Source organism: Collinsella sp. i06-0019-1H4 (assembly GCF_042849575.1).
Classification (GTDB): domain Bacteria; phylum Actinomycetota; class Coriobacteriia; order Coriobacteriales; family Coriobacteriaceae; genus Collinsella.
Window position 1 is genome coordinate 2,046,461 of sequence record NZ_BAABYB010000001.1, and the last position, 16,124, is coordinate 2,062,584.

Consider the following 16,124-nt stretch of genomic DNA (forward strand, 5'->3'; position numbering starts at 1 on the left):
ATCCCCTCCAGCATACCCCGCCACGCCAGCGCCGCACTCTTCATTCCGTGCTTAATTCCGCGCCACTCACCAAGTTGAGCCATCATGCCCGCGCTCCTTTTGCGACAATTGCGCTAACAGGACGAGAGGAGTCGTCATGAAGCCACGTAACATTGCCATCACCTGCGGTGTCGCGGGAGTCGCCGTCGGCCTTGCCGCTGCCACCGGTATCGTTTATCACAAGCAAATCAAATCCGCCGCGTCGCTCAAACGCTTGACCGGCTACGCGGATGGCTATGACCTGTACGCAATCGACATCACCTACGACTACGATCTCGATCGCATCATCGCCGCTGGCGTGCGCGACGACCAGGCCTACATCGATGCCGTGGTGGCGCAGGTGCTGCCCGGTGTGCCGGCACATGTCCAGGCGCCCCAGTTTGCCTGCAGTGCTTTTGTCGCCGTAGATGCCGAAGGCCGCGTGCGCACCGGTCGCAATTACGACTTTAAGGACGACACCTCGGCGCTGCTGGTGCGCAATCACCCACGCGGCGGCTATGCTTCCATCGGGCTTGCCGCCCTTAACAACCTGGGCGATAACACTCCGCTTGACTCCGTCGCCGGACGCGCCGCGGCACTCATGGGCCCGTTTGCCCAGCTCGACGGTGTTAACGAATGCGGCGTGTCCATTGCCGTACTCACCCTGGATTCCAAGCCCTGTGACCAGGACACGCAACGGCCCGTCATCAACACCTCGCTCGTCATCCGTCTGGTGCTCGACCGTGCCGCCACCACGCAAGAAGCTGTCGACCTGCTTTTCGCCTACGACATGCACGCCATGGCAGGACGCGATTACCACTTCTTTATCAACGACGCCGCCGGTGACGCGCGCGTAGTAGAATGGGACCCACGCGATCCGGACCGCGCTTTCAAAGCGACTCCTGTACGCCAGGTTACGAACTTCTACGCCTGCTATGACGACGAAGTGCTGCCCAACCAAAAGAATGGCGAGCTGGGCCATGGTAAAGAGCGCGCCGTCGCAATCGCCGATGTTCTTGACGCCCATGTCGGTGCCCAGGACGAAACGATTGTCTGGGAAGCCCTGCGTGCCGCAGCGCAAGAACCCAATCCGGAAGACATCACCAGCAATACGCAATGGTCGGTCGTCTTTGACAATACCGAACCCGCCGCCGCTATTACGCTGCGCCGCCACTGGGGCGACGTCGACGCCTTCGCACTGTAAGGAGCCAGGCCCGTCAACCTTACGCCCGCCTGACGTTGTTTACATTTCCATACGCTTGAGCTAACACGTTTTACCCCCGCGTCAACAGTGTGCGGGGGTAAACTTATGCGCATGTTATAACTTGCCCGGAAGGATTCATCATGCTTAGGATCGGTCTTCTTACCAGTGGCGGCGACTGCCAGGCGCTCAACGCCACTATGCGCGGCATCGTCAAAACGCTTATGACAAATAGCGAAGAACCTATCGAGATCTATGGTTTTGAGGACGGCTACCAGGGCCTTATCTACAGCAGATTCCGCGTCATGACGCCCGCCGATTTTAGCGGCATCCTCACCCGCGGCGGCACCATCCTGGGCACGAGCCGCACGCCGTTCAAGCGCTTGGACATTCCCGAAGCCGATGGCGTCGAGAAGGTGCCCGCGATGGTCCACACCTATCACAAGCTGCAGCTCGACTGCCTGTTTATGCTGGGCGGCAACGGATCCACCAAGACCGCCAACCGCCTGCGCGAAGAGGGCCTCAACGTTATCGCCCTACCCAAAACCATCGATAACGACACCTGGGGCACCGAGTTGACGTTTGGCTTTACGAGCGCCATCGACGTCGCTACCAAGTGCATCGACGACATCCACACCACCGCGTCGAGTCACGGGCGCGTGTTCGTTATCGAGATCATGGGCCACAAGGTTGGCTGGATCCCGCTGTATGCCGGCGTCGCGGGCGGCGCAGATGTCATCTTGATTCCCGAGATTCCCTACGACATGGATAACGTCATCAAGACCATTGAGCATCGCATGGAGACCGGCAGCCGCTTTACCATCGTGGCCGTCGCCGAGGGCGCCATCTCCAAAGAGGACGCGGCACTGTCCAAGAAGGAGTACAAGAAGAAGCTCGCCGAGCGCACGAGCCCGTCAATCGTGTACGACATCGCCAAGGAGATCGAAGCCAAGACCGGTCGCGAGACCCGCGTCGCCATCCCCGGTCACACGCAGCGCGGTGGCCAGCCCGACGCTCAGGACCGCATCTTTGCGACCCAGTGCGGCGTCGAGGCCGCGCTTGGCTGCCTGCGTGGCGAGTTTGGCTACATGATTGCCCTGCGCGACGGCAAAATGTGCCACATGCCGCTCGAGGATGTCGCCGGCAAGCTCAAGTTTGTCGACCCCCAGAGTGATCTGGTGCGCGAGGCCAAGGCGCTGGGCATCAGCTTCGGCGACGAATAGCCTCGGCTGGAACCGCCCCCATCGGAGCCCCCAGGGCTTACCTCCCAAATCGTCCTCGGACATGTCAGGACCCCGCCGTGCGCTTCGCGCGGCGGGGTCCTTCCGTCCTGCGGAAAGATTTGGGAGGTAAGCCCTGGGGCCTCCTGCGGTAACTAGGGAGGCCGAGGCTATTCGTCTTCTTGCTGCGGATGCCTGACCTGAAATTCAGTTGCGGTGAAATAGTTCCTGCTTAGTCCGCAAATGGCTGAATTTAGGAACTACTCCACCGCAATTTACTGAGTGGGAGCTCTTGGCTGCTACTTGCATTGACATTTGTCCTAAAATGGCTGGTCGTTAGGGGTTGCTACCGGTAGTTGCGGTAGGGTTTGAGCAGATTCTAACTAGAAATGGTGGTCGCTACCGGTTGTTCTCGGCATACTCGGCTCATTCGATTCGACCATCAAACGAAAGGAACCACCATGGATCTTGCGATGGCACAGCGCCTCGTCGATCGCCGTAAAGCTGCCGGGCTTTCTCAGGAGGCGCTTGCTGCCCAGCTGGGCGTAAGCCGCCAGGCTGTTAGTAAATGGGAGCGCAGCGAGTCCTCACCCGATACCGATAACCTCATTGCGCTCGCCGCGCTGTATGGCGTGTCGTTGGACAAGCTGCTATATGGGGAGGCGGCCAACGCTGCCGACGGCCCGGAGGACGGTAGTGCCGACACCGAGACGGCGGATGTGGCTGACGAGGCTGAGGATTCTGCCGAGCACGCCGATTGCGGTGACAAACCACTTGTCGATATTTCCCTCGCGCGCGGTATCCACGTCATTGATCCCAATAAAGGCGAGGAAGTCCATGTTGGTTGGAGCGGCATCCATGTGACCAACGAGCGCAAGGGCGAAGAGGTGCATGTGGGGCCGGGCGGCGTGCATATCGATACGCTTGAGGACGATGGACATAGCGTGCGTACCAATGACGACGGCACCGTCACCATCGACGGCGAGACGTTTTCCAGCTGGAAGGAAGCACACGACAAGCTCGACCATCATGGCAAGCATTTCCACACCAAGGTCGGACGTGCATGGAACAAATTCCCCTTCCCCGCACTTGTCACTCTCGCCTATCTGGTGCTCGGCATTGTCTACGGCACATGGGGCATGGGGCTTTTCCTCGTCTTTTTGGTTCCCGTCTACTACGCGATTGGTGACTTTATCGATCGACGCCATTTGTCAAAGCTCACTGAATGCGTCTATCCAGCAGCCGCCATCGCTTGGTTCCTCTACATGTGGCTCTGTTTGGGACAGCCCCATCCTGCATGGATCATCCTCATCACGATTCCCATCGTAAAGGCGCTCATGCGCTGGTGTCGCAAACAATGGAAGTGCCGCAAACAGGCCTAAACCGCCCCAACCAGCCAGCGCCACTCATCCGACACCGCCCGCCCCTTCCAAGTTGCGGTGATATAGGGACTGTTTTGAGGCTCCAAAGCGTCAAACAGTCCCTATATCACCGCAACTTACAAACAACTGGGCCAGTTCCGGCACGGAGATTAGCATTGAGCTGACCACGCGCCAAGAAAAGGGCCTATTTACTACGTTTAACTCGAGAGAGCCGACCATGCCTGCCTTTTTTGAAAATCGACAGGCCTTCTACCTGCACTGATAATTGTTCTCGGGGGAAGCGGGCACTGCGGGGCGCGGCAACGGCGCGCGATTTCCGCGTCGCAGCGCTACCCTGATGCTGAATGCCGGGACGATGACCCACTGACCTGCTGACGCCTCTTCGGCCGTCCTCAAATCCGACCTGTCTCGCCCCGGCATCCGCGTCCCGGAGTCCTGCCATGACCTAATAGGAGCATGAGCGCGGACAATCGGACAAGCCAATTGGATTGTAGCGCTCCCGTCAGTGCAATGTCTGGGAGACCCGGGCGCGGAGCAGGCGGCAGACCGAGGGGAGCGAAAATGGAAGGCGAAACGGTCATCGCGGGCGTCGACACGCACAAGGACGTGCATGTCCTGTGCCTGCTCGACGGCCTCGGGAGGAAGATCTGGAGCGGGAGCTTCGGGGCCGACCCCGAGGGCTACGACAGGCTGGCGGAGGCGATAGGCGACCCGGGGAGCTGCATGGTCGTCGGCGTCGAGGGCACGGCATCGTACGGGGCCGGGCTGACGAGGAGGCTCGTGGAGCTCGGGTACAACGTCGTCGAGGTGCTCAGGCCCAAGAGGGACAAGGTGAGGCCCGGCGAGGGGAAGAGCGACCCGCTGGACGCCGAGCGCGCGGCGCGCAAGGCGGCGTCCGGGAGGGGCTGCTCCGTGCCGAAGTCGCAGGACGGCTGGGTCGAGGCGGTGCGCCAGCTCTACGTCGCGCGCAGGCTGGCCGTCGCGACGTCCACGTCCTGCGTGGCCTGCGCGAAGTCGATGCTCACGACGGCCCCGAGCGCCCTGAGGGAGCGGTTCAGGGGCCGCGAGCGGCCGAAGGACCTCATGCCGCTGCTCGCGCGCGGGAGGAAGGCGGGCGACGCGCTCGAGGAGAGCGTGCTGGCCTCGCTGCGGTCCGTCGCGGCGGTCTGGAAGGAGGCCCGCAGCCAGGTCGAGTCCCTCGACGAGCGCATCCGCGCGCTGCTGGAGGCGAACGCGCCCGCGCTGCTCGGCGTCGAGGGCTGCGGCACCACGACCGCCGCCGCCCTGGTCGTGGCCGCCGGCGACAACCCCGGCAGGCTGAAGGGCGAGGCGGCGTTCTCGATGATGTGCGGCGCCTCGCCGATCCCCGCGTCGAGCGGGAAGACGGACCGGCACAGGCTCAACCGCGGCGGCAACCGGCAGGCGAACTGGGCGCTCTACGAGATCGCGATCAAGCGCATGGCGTACGACGAGAGGACGAGGAGGTACGTGGCGAGGCGGACCTCCGAGGGGAAGTCCCGGCGGGAGGCGGTCCGCTGCCTGAAGCGCTACATAGCGCGGGAGGTGTACCACGTGCTCATGGACCCGAACCCCGACGGCGCCGCGCCGGAAGGCCCCGAGCTCGCGAAGATGCGCAAGGCGATGCGGGTGACTCAGAAGAAAGCCGCCGCGGAGCTCGGCCTGTCCGCAGCCACACTCGGGCACTTGGAACGGGGGAAACGGCGGTCGACGAAACTGGAGAGGAGGTATTACGAGCTCCTGTGCGAATTGGAGAGAACGCTCCCGCAAACTGCCTCTTGACAACTTATAGGAGCGTCGGTTTTATTTTTCGTTTCCCCGGCATGATTGAGAGTATCCAATTAAACGTAGTAGATAGGCCCGTTTTGTGGCATACGACCCATTCAAGCCCAATCTCGAAGGCTAAAGAGAGCCTCTCATCCACGCCTGCGAGCGAAAACCAAATAGAATGAAAGGCAAATGGAAAGCCCGTTTGACGAGCGGAGGACATATGCGCGACGTAGCCGAAAGCGACTGGAAGCTGTTTAAGAAAATGCTTCCTCAATGGCAAGAACGTTATATGGAAAAGCTCATCGGCCAGTACGTTGAGATGCTGAACGGCGACAGCGAAGCGTCCAGTAGATTTTGGGCACTAGAAGAGCACCTCAATAGAGACAAGCTGTCCTCAGGCGTAATTGCAAACGACATTCGCCGCAGCACAATGCACCGCGAGATAGCCAATTTGCTTATCGACAGCGTGATCACCCTTGACGACCTTGACGGTTTTACCGAGGACATTAAGAGCTATGCGCAACACTGGATTGGCCAGTAAGAGCACTGAACGACAGACATCCCCAGCAAAACGGGGCAAACGCCGGATCGCCCGTAGGTGTCCGGCGTTTGCCCAGATAAAACCTGCCAAAATAAACCTGTCCCTTTTTGGCAGGTTACTCGGCACTCTTGAGGGCGCCGACCATGTCGATCTTGTTGAGGGTACGATTGGTGGCGAGGTTGACGATAAACGTAAAGCCAAAGGAAAGCACCACGGCAAGCACGTAGCTCAGCGGCTCGACTTCGACGTCAAAGTACAGCGACGGCATCTGCAAAATGTACGTAAAACTCTCGGCCAGCAAGCCGCCCAGCGGCACGCCCAGCGCAGCGCCAATCGCCGTGAGGATCAACGTCTCCTTGTTGACGTAATGGTGCACCTCACCGCGACGGAAGCCCAACACCTTAATGGTCGCCAGCTCGCGCTCGCGCTCGGAGATATTCGTGTTGGACAGCGTAAACACCACCACAAACGATAGGCACGCCGCCATGAAGGTCACGAGCACCACGACCGAATTGATAATCGTAAAGTTCGCCTCATAGTTTTCCCAATGCTCGGCCGTACTCGAAATCGTAAGCCAACCGTCACTCTTAAGATTCTTGCTAAACGCAATCTGGTCGGCCGACGAGCCCTTAAGCAGCACAAAGACGCCGTTAAGACGTGCGCTTCGACCGAACGCACGTTCATAGGTGCCCTGCGTCATGTAAAGCGTGTTGCCCAGATAGTTAAGCGAAATGTCGCTGACTTTGACCTTGGCAACATTGAGCGACGAATCCTGGACGTGAGCCGTATCGCCCGGCTGAATCCCCAGCACCAGCTGTGAACTTTTGCTCAGATACACGTCTCCGTCACGCAAAGGCAGCGGTTCTTTGGACTCATCCTCCAGACGCACGTAATCGCCCAAGTCACTCGTGCGGTTATCGGGCACCACGATCAGCTGCACGGTCTCGCTCTTGCCGCCAAACGTAAAGGTGACGTTGTCGGTCATAATCGGCAGGGTCGAGGTCACGGTCACGTTGAAATCATTGGCCGCGCTGCGCTCATCCAATGCCGCGCACGTCTGCGAAAAATCGTCGGGATTGGCGACCGCCAGCAGGTCGTAGCGCGTGATATGCCCGTACTGTTTGGGCGAAAGCGCCACCGACGTGTCGCGAATGCCCATACCGCAGATCACGAGCGCCGTGCAGCCGGCGATACCGAAGATGGTCATAAAGGCGCGCTTTTTGTAGCGGAACAGGTTACGTGCTGCCACCTTGTTCAAAAAGCCCATGCGGCGCCAGATAAAGCCGATGCGCTCAAGCAAGATGCGAGAGCCGGCGCGTGGGGCCTTGGGACGCATGAGCGAGGCCGGGGTCTCGGCCATCTCGTGGCGGCAGGCGATAATCGTAGCGCCCACCACGCCCACGGCAAACAGCGCCACCGACACGAGTGAAGACACGATATCGTACGAAAGCAGCATCTGGGGCAGCGAGTACATGTCGTCGAACACCGTAAACAAGAACAGTGGCAGGCCCACAAAGCCGATGATGTTGCCGAGCACGCCGCCGATCAGACATGCCCACAGCGCATAGTCCACGTATTTGGACAGGATGCGCTCGCGTGAATAGCCAAGCGCCTTGTACAGGCCAATAAGCGTGCGCTCCTCCTCGACCATGCGCGTGGCGGTGGTGAGGCTGATGAGCACGGCGACGATAAAGAAGATAAACGGGAACACCGTGGCGATGGCCTCGATCGAAGAACTGTCGCTCTCGACGCTCGAGTAGCTTGCGATGTTACCGCGGTCCTGAATGTACCAGGTGCATTCGCCCAGATCGGAAAGCTCGGCGCGGGCATCGGCAAAATGCTGGTCGGCGGCGGCGCGGCGCTGGTCCAACTCGGCCTGAGCCTGGACGCGCTCCTCGCTGCCCTCGGCCATACGGTTGATGTTATCCTGCTCGATCCCAAAGAGCATGGCGGCCTGACGCTCGGCCGTATCCAAGCTTGACGGCGTGTCAACCGTCAACTCCTGGACGCGCGCCTTCTCACGCTCCTCGCGGATCTTCTCGATGTTGCCTTTGACCTCGTTGATCTTTGTCGTGTAGGCATCTGAATAGGAGTTAAGACTCTTGGCTCCCTCGACGATCACGTGGACTGCGGAGTAGGAAGAAGATGTCGCGGCATCCTCGCTCACGTAGAACTTGTAATCCGCGGCCGAGGCAGCGCGAAAGGCGTTGACTGTCGAGTCGGAGCTCACGTCGGTAGGATCGAGGACCTCGGCCGTAATGGTGTAATCGCCCGCGGCAAACTGATCCTTGGCACTTTGGTTGGACGAGCTCGCGTCATTGGCGGCAAAACTCACCGTATCGCCGAGCTTTTTGCCCGAAGCCTTCAGGAACTTCGAAGTCACCGCGACCTCATCGGCGCTCTCGGGCAAATCGCCGTTCACGAGCACTGGCTGATCGATGTTCTCCTTGGAGAGACTTTGCACGACCACGCGCTCGCGCGTTGTGCCCACGGCGGTGTAGGCGGTCTCGGTGTAGATGCCCTCGGCCGTCTCGACGCCGTCGACCTCTTGGATAGCCGCAAGATCGTCACGCGTAAGGCCATAGGTCGACTGCACGTTAATGTCATAGACATTCTGCTGGTCAAAATAGGCGTCGACCGAATCGCACAAATCCTCGCAGCCCGCCTTAAGGCCGCACATCACGCTCACGCCAAGCGCAGTGATGACCACGATAGATAGGAAGCGCTTAAGACTGCCCCGAATCGTGCGGTAGATGCCACGGCGAAAAACCGTCGGCACCATATCGTTTGAGCTTTGAGCGGTACGGTAGGTCGCGAACTCCCGGTCGCGGCCCGCGTGCTCCGTATCGTGGTTTTGGCTGTTTTGGCAATCTTGGTCCATGGGCGCTACCACTCGATCGTCTCGATAGGCACGGGATTTTGCTGGACCGTCTCGCTCTCCACGCGACCGTTCTTAAAGCGAATCAAGCGATCGGCCATGGGCGCCAGCGCGGAGTTGTGGGTGATGATAATGACCGTGATGCCTTGCTTGCGGCAGGTATCCTGCAGCAACTGCAAGATCTGCTTGCCGGTTTTGTAGTCGAGCGCACCCGTGGGCTCGTCGCACAGAAGCAGCTTGGGATTCTTGGCCAGCGCGCGGGCGATGGACACGCGCTGCTGCTCGCCGCCCGAAAGCTGCGCGGGGAAGTTGGCAAGGCGCTCGCCCAGGCCAACCTGGCAAAGCGTTTGCTCGGCATCGAGCGAATCGGGGCAGATTTGCGCCGCGAGCTCGACGTTTTCGAGCGCCGTCAGGTTGGGAACCAAATTGTAGAACTGGAAGACAAAGCCGACGTCGGCGCGGCGGTATTCCACGAGCTGCGCCTCGTTGGCAGAGCTCACGTCGCGCCCGTCCACCGTCACGGTGCCGGAGGTCGCCGTATCCATGCCGCCCAGAATGTTGAGCGCCGTGGTCTTGCCGGCACCCGAAGCACCCAGAATGATGGCGAGCTCGCCGCGCTCGACCGTAAAGCTCGCGCCGTCGAGCGCATGAATGCGGGCGTCGCCCTCGCCGTATGCTTTGATGACGTCTTTGAATTCGATATAGGCCATCGATTAATTCCCATCTGGTCGGATAACTCTTTAGTATTACCCATTTCCCACCGACCAAAAAGGGACAGGTTTATTTTGGCAGGTTTTAGAAGCGGACGATGAAGGTAATCTGGTTGCTGTGGCCGCAGACAGAAGCACTCCCGCCATGGGCCTCGGCGATGGCTCGCACCACAGATAGGCCCACGCCCGAGCCGCCCGTCTTGGAGTTACGCGAGACATCTGCGCGGTAGAAGCGGTCAAACAGCCGGTCCAGGTCACCCTCGGGCAGCTCATCAACAGCATTCGATACGACAAGCTCGGCCGAGCCTTTGCCCGCACCGCGCGAGTCTGCGCGCAGGCTTAGCTCAATCACGCTGCCCTCGCTTGCGTAGCGTGTGGCGTTGTCCAGCAGCAACTCAACCACCTGCGCTACCGCCGCAGCATCGGCATGGGCCCGCACGCCACTCGCAATCGACGTCGACAGACGCTTGCCGCGCGAAACCGCCACCGACTCAAACGGCGCCGCCGCCTTGTCCACGGCCTCCGAAAGATCGATCGATGTCATGGTAAAGCCGGCCGAACCCTCGTCCATACGCGCCAGGAACACCAGACGCTCCGTCAGCGCCGTCAGCCGCGCGACCTGCTCGTGAATGCTCTGCGTCCATTCGCTCTCGCCGCTCTCGATTTCCTGCACCTCGTTGGCGGCGTCGATCACAGCTAGCGGCGTCTTGATCTCGTGGCTTGCATCGGTAATAAAGCGCTTTTGCTTGCTGTAGCTCTCGACCATCGGCCGAATCACCGCACCCGAGGCGCCCGCCACAATTGCCAGCACTGCCAACCAGCCAATGCAACTGATTGCCACGCTCGCGCTCAAAAACGAATGAAAGCTTGCAAGCTCACGCGAGCAGTCCACGAACACATAGGTGGTCTCACCGTCTTGAACGTCAGTCGTATAGCGATAATTGCCAGAAAAACCCGAGACCCAACCCTTGGAATGCAACTTTGCGGCAATACTGGCGGCGCGCTTGGCACCCACCGCGGCAATGCGGGCCGTGTTGACATCGGCAACCTGTCCGGCGGCAATCGTCACCGTAAAGTAGCGCGTGTCAAAGGGAGCTTCCGCCGTCATGCCTTCAAAACGCCCGTCGCGAACAGCCGCCCGGTTACCAGTAGCAACCTTGCCGGCAACCGCATCCTGGCCGGGATCGGCTTTAGGCTCGTTCCCCCAATCGATACCGTCCTTGCCCGCCAGGATATAGTCCAGGCGAGCGTCGGCCATCTTGCAGACATGCGAATAATTGACGATGTTGATGCCGGCGATGATGAGCGTGAGCACCACGGTCACGGCGCCCATGGCAACCAGGATGAACTTGCGACGCAGGCGGCGGCCCAATGCGTCAGCAGAATTTGCCCGCCCCGTACTACTCGAGGCGGCGTGAAACCGCTCCGTCATGCGTTTACACCACGTGCGCACGCTCACGCCTGCTCGCCTTCCTCGACAACCTCAAGCGAATATCCCTGGTTGCGCGACGCGCGGATGGCCACATTGGCACCCAGCGCCGCCAGCTTTTTGCGCAGGTACGAGATGTAGACCCACACCACGTTGGCGCCTTCGGGCGCGTCCTCACCCCAAACCTCGAGCATCAGACGCTCGGTGGGCATGCGCGTGCCAGCGTTGCGCATAAAGAGTTCCATAAGCTGAAACTCGCGATTGGCTAGGTGTTCCTCGCCCAAGGGACCCACAAGCGTGCAAGCCGCCGTATCGAGGCGCACGTTGCCCACACTGAGCGTCGTGGCATCGATCGCAGTCGCGGCGCGCGTCATGGCGCGAATGCGCGCGAGCAGCTCCTTGGCGGCAAACGGCTTGGTCAGATAGTCATTGGCGCCGGCGTCCAGGCCCTCAACCTTATCGGACACCTCGCTTTTGGCCGTGAGCATGATGATGGGCAGTCGCTTACCGGCGGCGCGTGTGCGCTTGAGCACCTCAATGCCATCCATGCCGGGCACCATGATGTCCAGGATTGCGGCGTCATAGTCGTTGGCGAGCAGATATTCGAGCGCCGTCAGACCGTCGAGGGCGGCATCGACCTCGTAGTCGCTATGTTGAAGAATCGCGGTAAGGGCACGGGAGAGGCCGGGTTCGTCCTCGGCAAGCATCAGCTTCATAGTTGTTCCTTTGGCGCACGGCTATACAGGTTTCGATACCGCCGATGATAGCGCACCGCCAGCCGTCTTAGCGCAGCCTTAGCTGCTCAACCTGCACGTTTTCAAATACGCAGGATATGGCTTAACCAAACTTAAGGCTCAGATGCCGAGCGCTTGGACGCATGCCGGTCGCGAAAAGACGGCGACTCGTTCTTTCACGGCGTCTTGGCTATGCAAAGTGTCCTGACGTTACTCCTCGTACGCACCCTCGAGCCGCAGCAGCCACTCCTTGCGGTCAAGGCCGCCGGCATATCCGTTGAGCGATCCGTCGGCCGCCACCACGCGATGGCACGGCACGATAATCGAAATGGGATTACGTGCGACCGCAGCCCCCACCGCACGAGGAGACACAACGGGCGCCTCGTTTCCCGGTACACGATGTCGAGCCGCAACACGCCGGGCGATCTCGCCATACGTGGCAACCTCGCCACGCGGAATGGAAAGCAGCTCAAACCAAACCTCGCGCTGAAACGCCGTGCCGATCATATGTAACGGCGGCGTAAACCGAGGTTCCTGCCCTGCAAAATAAGCATTCAGCCAAGCCCAGGAACGTTCAAGCACCGAAGAGGCTACACCATTTGCGGGACTCACCGACGACATGCCGCCAGCACCAGAAACCGCATCGGCACCTTCAACGTACTCCGCATCTTCTTTGAGAAGCGTGGAGCCAAAGTGCTCCTGCCCCTCAAACCAAAGCCCCGTCAGACCGCGGCCATCAGCGGCAAGCAAGATTTCGCCCAAAGGCGAAGCAAACGTCGTCGTGACCACCAGCGGCTCCTTTCAAAACTCCGCTCCATAATACCGCGAATTGTGCAGACAACTCCCGCAGATGCGTCCGGACAGACTCGATTGTCCAAGAGAGGGCGTTTTCCCTCTCAATATCGGCCGATACCGAGTCGCAACGCCCAAAACGATGTCCGGCAAAAACGAAGGTGAATGGTTTTCCGAGAAGTGGACGAGTAAAACTAGGGCCCCGAAGCATCCGCATTTTTTAATTGCAAAACAGCAGGATTCATGCGATAAAACCGCAGGAAATGGCGGCCAAAATATGCCGATGCTTCAAGGGTCCAAAATAGGTCGTTCACTTCCCGGAAAACCATTCACCTTCGATTCGCATCAACCCCTAAGCCCTCACAAGCAACAAACACAGGCGCGCCAAAGTTACCGCCTCAACCCCAAAGTTCCCGCAGGCAGCAGGCGCAACAGCGCCGCAGCTGCCGGCGGCGCTCCACAGTCCCAAAAGGCGGCAGGCGCGAAGCGCCGGGGTCGCCGCCGGGACTAGGGCCCGCAACAACCACGTGCCCCCACATCAGCCCAGCGGCCCCAACCAACAACGACCCCATCGCAGGCCGCTTACAGCAGCGTCACCGCAGGCGGGGGCCGGGCTTAGTTTTCAGAACACTCCGCAGACCAGTGTGGCACCTTGTCCGCGGCTCCGAAGGAGCAGGACAAGGCGCCACACATGGTCGAGGACGTTCTGAAAACTAAGCCCGGCCCCCGCCGGACAGGTCACACTACTCGCAGAGCAGCTTAGCGATCTGGACGGCGTTGGTTGCCGCGCCCTTACGGATTTGGTCACCGCAGCACCAGAAGGTGATGCCGCGCGCGGCATCAGGGTTCGAGATGTCGCGGCGCACGCGACCGACCCAAATCAAATCCTGGTCGGACGTATCCATCGGCATGGGGAAGCGGTCGTGCGCATCCTCGGCAGCCATATCGTCAACCAGCTTGACGCCGGGAGCGGCAGCCAGCGCAGCACGGGCCTCGTCAACCGTAATGTCGCGCTCAAACTCAAGCGTAATGCTCTCGGAGTGCGAGCGCAGCACGGGCACGCGCACGCAGGTGCAGTTCACGCGCAGCTCGGGCAGGTGCATGATCTTGCGGCCCTCGTTCTGCAGCTTCATCTCCTCGGAGGTAAAGCCCTCCTCCTTGACGCCGCCAATTTGCGGAATCAGGTTACTCGCCAGCTGGGCAGCAAACGCGCGCGGCTCGGGAATCTCCTCGCCACGGCCCAGGGCGGCCAGCTGAGCCTCGAGCTCGGCCATACCGGGGGCGCCAGCACCCGAAGCCGCCTGGTACGTCGAGACGATCATGCGCTTTACGCCGGCAAGCTGATGCAGCGGCCACGTGGGAACCAGGCCGATGATGGTCGCGCAGTTGGGGTTGGCGATAAGACCATGATGCCACTTGATATCGTCGGCATTGATCTCGGGCACGACCAGCGGCACCTCGGGATCCATGCGGAAGGCATGGCTGTTGTCGACTACGACGGCGCCGCGCTTGACGGCCTCGGGCAGCAGCTCCTTCGCGATATCGTCGCCGGCGGCTCCGAGCACAATATCACAGCCCTCAAAGGCCTCGGGGCAAGCCTCTTCGATCACGATCTGCTCGCCGCGGAACTCAACGGTCTTGCCCGCGGAGCGTGCACTTGCCAACAGCTTGAGCTTGCCGACCGGGAACTCCTGCTCGTTGAGGCACTCGAGCATCTGGGTGCCCACGGCTCCCGTCGCGCCCAAAATAGCAACCGTGTACTGTTTCATGCTTCCCCCTTTAAAGGTTTTGGCTTTTGCCCGCACGCCGAGCAGGCTGATTATTGTTGCCAGTGTATACAAGAACGGGGCAGGCACGAAACCCGCCCCGTCGAAACGAAACCGAAACGAAACGCCCCGCGCTAGATTTTTGGCACTTGTCCCAAAAATCCACCGGGATAGCAGCTACTTGTGGAGCGCTGCCAAGGTGGGATCGGCCGGCGCAGGAGCCTCCAGGTCGGAGACCTTCACAATGCCGTTCTCATCGGAGAAGGCACGGTAAATGGTCTGAATCGCCAGGTCGAAGTCCTTCTCCTCGACACCGATAATGATGTTGATCTCGTCGCAGCTCTGCGAAATCATACGCACGCTCACGCCGGCCTGGCCAAGCATGCCAAACAGATGGCCCGAGATGCCGGCACGACCACGCAGGTTGCGACCGACGGTCGCGATAAGCGCCAGGCCCTCGACAACCTCGATCTCGAGCGGCTCGACCTCCTGCTGAATGTCGCTCACAAGCGAGTACAGCGAGTCGTGAACGTCCTGCTCCTGCACCACGGCGCCAAAGCGGTCGACACCGGTGGGCATGTGCTCGACGGAAACGTCATAGCGCTCGAACACCGAAAGCGCGCGGCGCATAAAGCCGACGCGGGGCTTGGTACGGTCGCGAGCCACGTTGATGGCGACAAAGCCGCGCTTGCCGGTCACGCCGGTAATGATGGGCTCCGCCTCGCCCTCGTCAGCCGTCTCGCTAATGATGGTGCCGGGGTCCTGCGGCGCATTGGTGTTCTTGATGACCAGCGGAATGCCTGCCTCGCGCACGGGGAAAACGGCCTCCTCGTGCAGGACGCTTGCGCCCATGTACGAAAGCTCGCGCAGCTCCTCGTAGGTAACGCGCGCAATGGGCTGAGCCTCGGGAACAATACGCGGATCGGCAGAATAGAAGCCCGAAACGTCGGTCCAGTTCTCGTACAGATCGGCGCCAAGGCACTTGGCCAGAATCGAGCCCGAGATATCGCCACCGCCTCGATCGAGCAGCTTGATCTGGCCCTCACGCGTCGCGCCGTAGAAACCAGGCATAACAAAGCCGCCCTGCTGGCCGTACTCCTGCACCAACTCGGAGGTGCGGTTCATGCTGAGCGTACCGTCGTGATGGAACGCCACAACCGTCGCGGCGTCCAGGAACGGCAGACCCAGGTACTCGGCCATCAGGCGAGCGGTGAAGTACTCGCCGCGGCTCACGAGCTCCTCGGTAGAGTAGCCGCCCGAGCGGGCGCGCTCGGCAAAGGCCGCGAACTCCTCGCGGATGGGATAGGTGAGCTCCAGCTCGTCAGCGATATCAAAATAGCGCTGGCCGATGTCCTCGAGTAGTTCCTCGCACGACACGTGATACTTAACGTGCGCGTTAACCAGGTAGAGCAGGTCGGTCACCTTGGTGTCGCCCTTAAAGCGGCGACCGCAGGCAGAAACCACCACAAAACGGCGGGCAGGGTCGGCATCGACGATGGCCTTGATCTTCTTAAAGTGTTCGGCGTCGGCGACCGACGAGCCGCCAAACTTGGCAATCTTAATCATGGGCTTGAGGTTACCTTTCTAAAAGCCTCTGCAAACCTGTTTTGCGCGCTCTGATACCATGGTTTCACCGATTGGGACCAAGGCATCCGAGGAGCAGTG

At 60.5% G+C, this 16,124-nt stretch carries 12 protein-coding genes; 5 read left to right on the plus strand and 7 right to left on the minus strand.

From position 1 onward, the window contains the following. Positions 1-136: 136 nt before the first annotated feature. The 5 genes from ACGHEN_RS09075 (at position 137) to ACGHEN_RS09095 (ending at position 6,150) form a co-directional block, all read left to right on the plus strand. Positions 137-1,222 carry a carcinine hydrolase/isopenicillin-N N-acyltransferase family protein gene (locus ACGHEN_RS09075; RefSeq protein WP_390398928.1) on the plus strand — a complete coding sequence of 362 codons (1,086 nt, stop codon included), beginning with the start codon at positions 137-139 and terminating at the stop codon, positions 1,220-1,222. Between the two features lie 140 nt (positions 1,223-1,362). Next, a complete protein-coding gene (locus ACGHEN_RS09080) occupies positions 1,363-2,442 on the plus strand; it encodes a 6-phosphofructokinase (RefSeq protein ID WP_006234882.1) in 1,080 nt (359 codons plus the stop codon). 458 nt (positions 2,443-2,900) lie between these two features. Beyond that, complete coding sequence (locus ACGHEN_RS09085) at positions 2,901-3,821, plus strand: helix-turn-helix domain-containing protein (RefSeq protein ID WP_390398929.1); 921 nt, start codon at positions 2,901-2,903, stop codon at positions 3,819-3,821. Positions 3,822-4,382: 561 nt separating this feature from the next. Beyond that, the gene (locus ACGHEN_RS09090) at positions 4,383-5,621 is read left to right on the plus strand and encodes an IS110 family transposase (protein WP_373094348.1); all 1,239 of its coding nucleotides are present in this window, start codon (positions 4,383-4,385) and stop codon (positions 5,619-5,621) included. Positions 5,622-5,829: 208 nt separating this feature from the next. After that, positions 5,830-6,150: a hypothetical protein gene (locus tag ACGHEN_RS09095; protein WP_390398931.1), complete on the plus strand. Its 321-nt coding sequence runs from the start codon at positions 5,830-5,832 to the stop codon at positions 6,148-6,150. A 115-nt stretch (positions 6,151-6,265) separates the two neighbouring features. On the opposite strand, the gene ACGHEN_RS09100 is transcribed toward ACGHEN_RS09095, so the two are convergent. The 7 genes from ACGHEN_RS09100 to ACGHEN_RS09130 all read right to left on the minus strand — a co-directional run bounded on the left by ACGHEN_RS09100 (position 6,266) and on the right by ACGHEN_RS09130 (position 16,025). Beyond that, the gene (locus ACGHEN_RS09100) at positions 6,266-9,031 is read right to left on the minus strand and encodes an FtsX-like permease family protein (RefSeq protein WP_390398932.1); all 2,766 of its coding nucleotides are present in this window, start codon (positions 9,029-9,031) and stop codon (positions 6,266-6,268) included. A 5-nt stretch (positions 9,032-9,036) separates the two neighbouring features. After that, on the minus strand, positions 9,037-9,738 hold the full coding sequence (locus ACGHEN_RS09105; protein WP_138339534.1) for an ABC transporter ATP-binding protein: 702 nt from the start codon (positions 9,736-9,738) through the stop codon (positions 9,037-9,039). Positions 9,739-9,823: 85 nt separating this feature from the next. Beyond that, entirely contained in the window at positions 9,824-11,170 is a 1,347-nt protein-coding gene (locus ACGHEN_RS09110; protein ID WP_147350664.1) for a cell wall metabolism sensor histidine kinase WalK, read from the minus strand. 23 nt (positions 11,171-11,193) lie between these two features. After that, positions 11,194-11,883 (minus strand): response regulator transcription factor, encoded by a 690-nt coding sequence (locus tag ACGHEN_RS09115; protein WP_238057755.1) that lies wholly within the window; start codon positions 11,881-11,883, stop codon positions 11,194-11,196. Positions 11,884-12,111: 228 nt separating this feature from the next. Then, positions 12,112-12,690 carry a methylated-DNA--[protein]-cysteine S-methyltransferase gene (locus tag ACGHEN_RS09120; protein WP_238057754.1) on the minus strand — a complete coding sequence of 193 codons (579 nt, stop codon included), beginning with the start codon at positions 12,688-12,690 and terminating at the stop codon, positions 12,112-12,114. A gap of 746 nt (positions 12,691-13,436) precedes the next feature. Further along, the gene (locus tag ACGHEN_RS09125; protein ID WP_390398936.1) at positions 13,437-14,462 is read right to left on the minus strand and encodes an aspartate-semialdehyde dehydrogenase; all 1,026 of its coding nucleotides are present in this window, start codon (positions 14,460-14,462) and stop codon (positions 13,437-13,439) included. Positions 14,463-14,636: 174 nt separating this feature from the next. Next, on the minus strand, positions 14,637-16,025 hold the full coding sequence (locus tag ACGHEN_RS09130) for an aspartate kinase (protein WP_390398938.1): 1,389 nt from the start codon (positions 16,023-16,025) through the stop codon (positions 14,637-14,639). Positions 16,026-16,124: the final 99 nt, after the last annotated feature.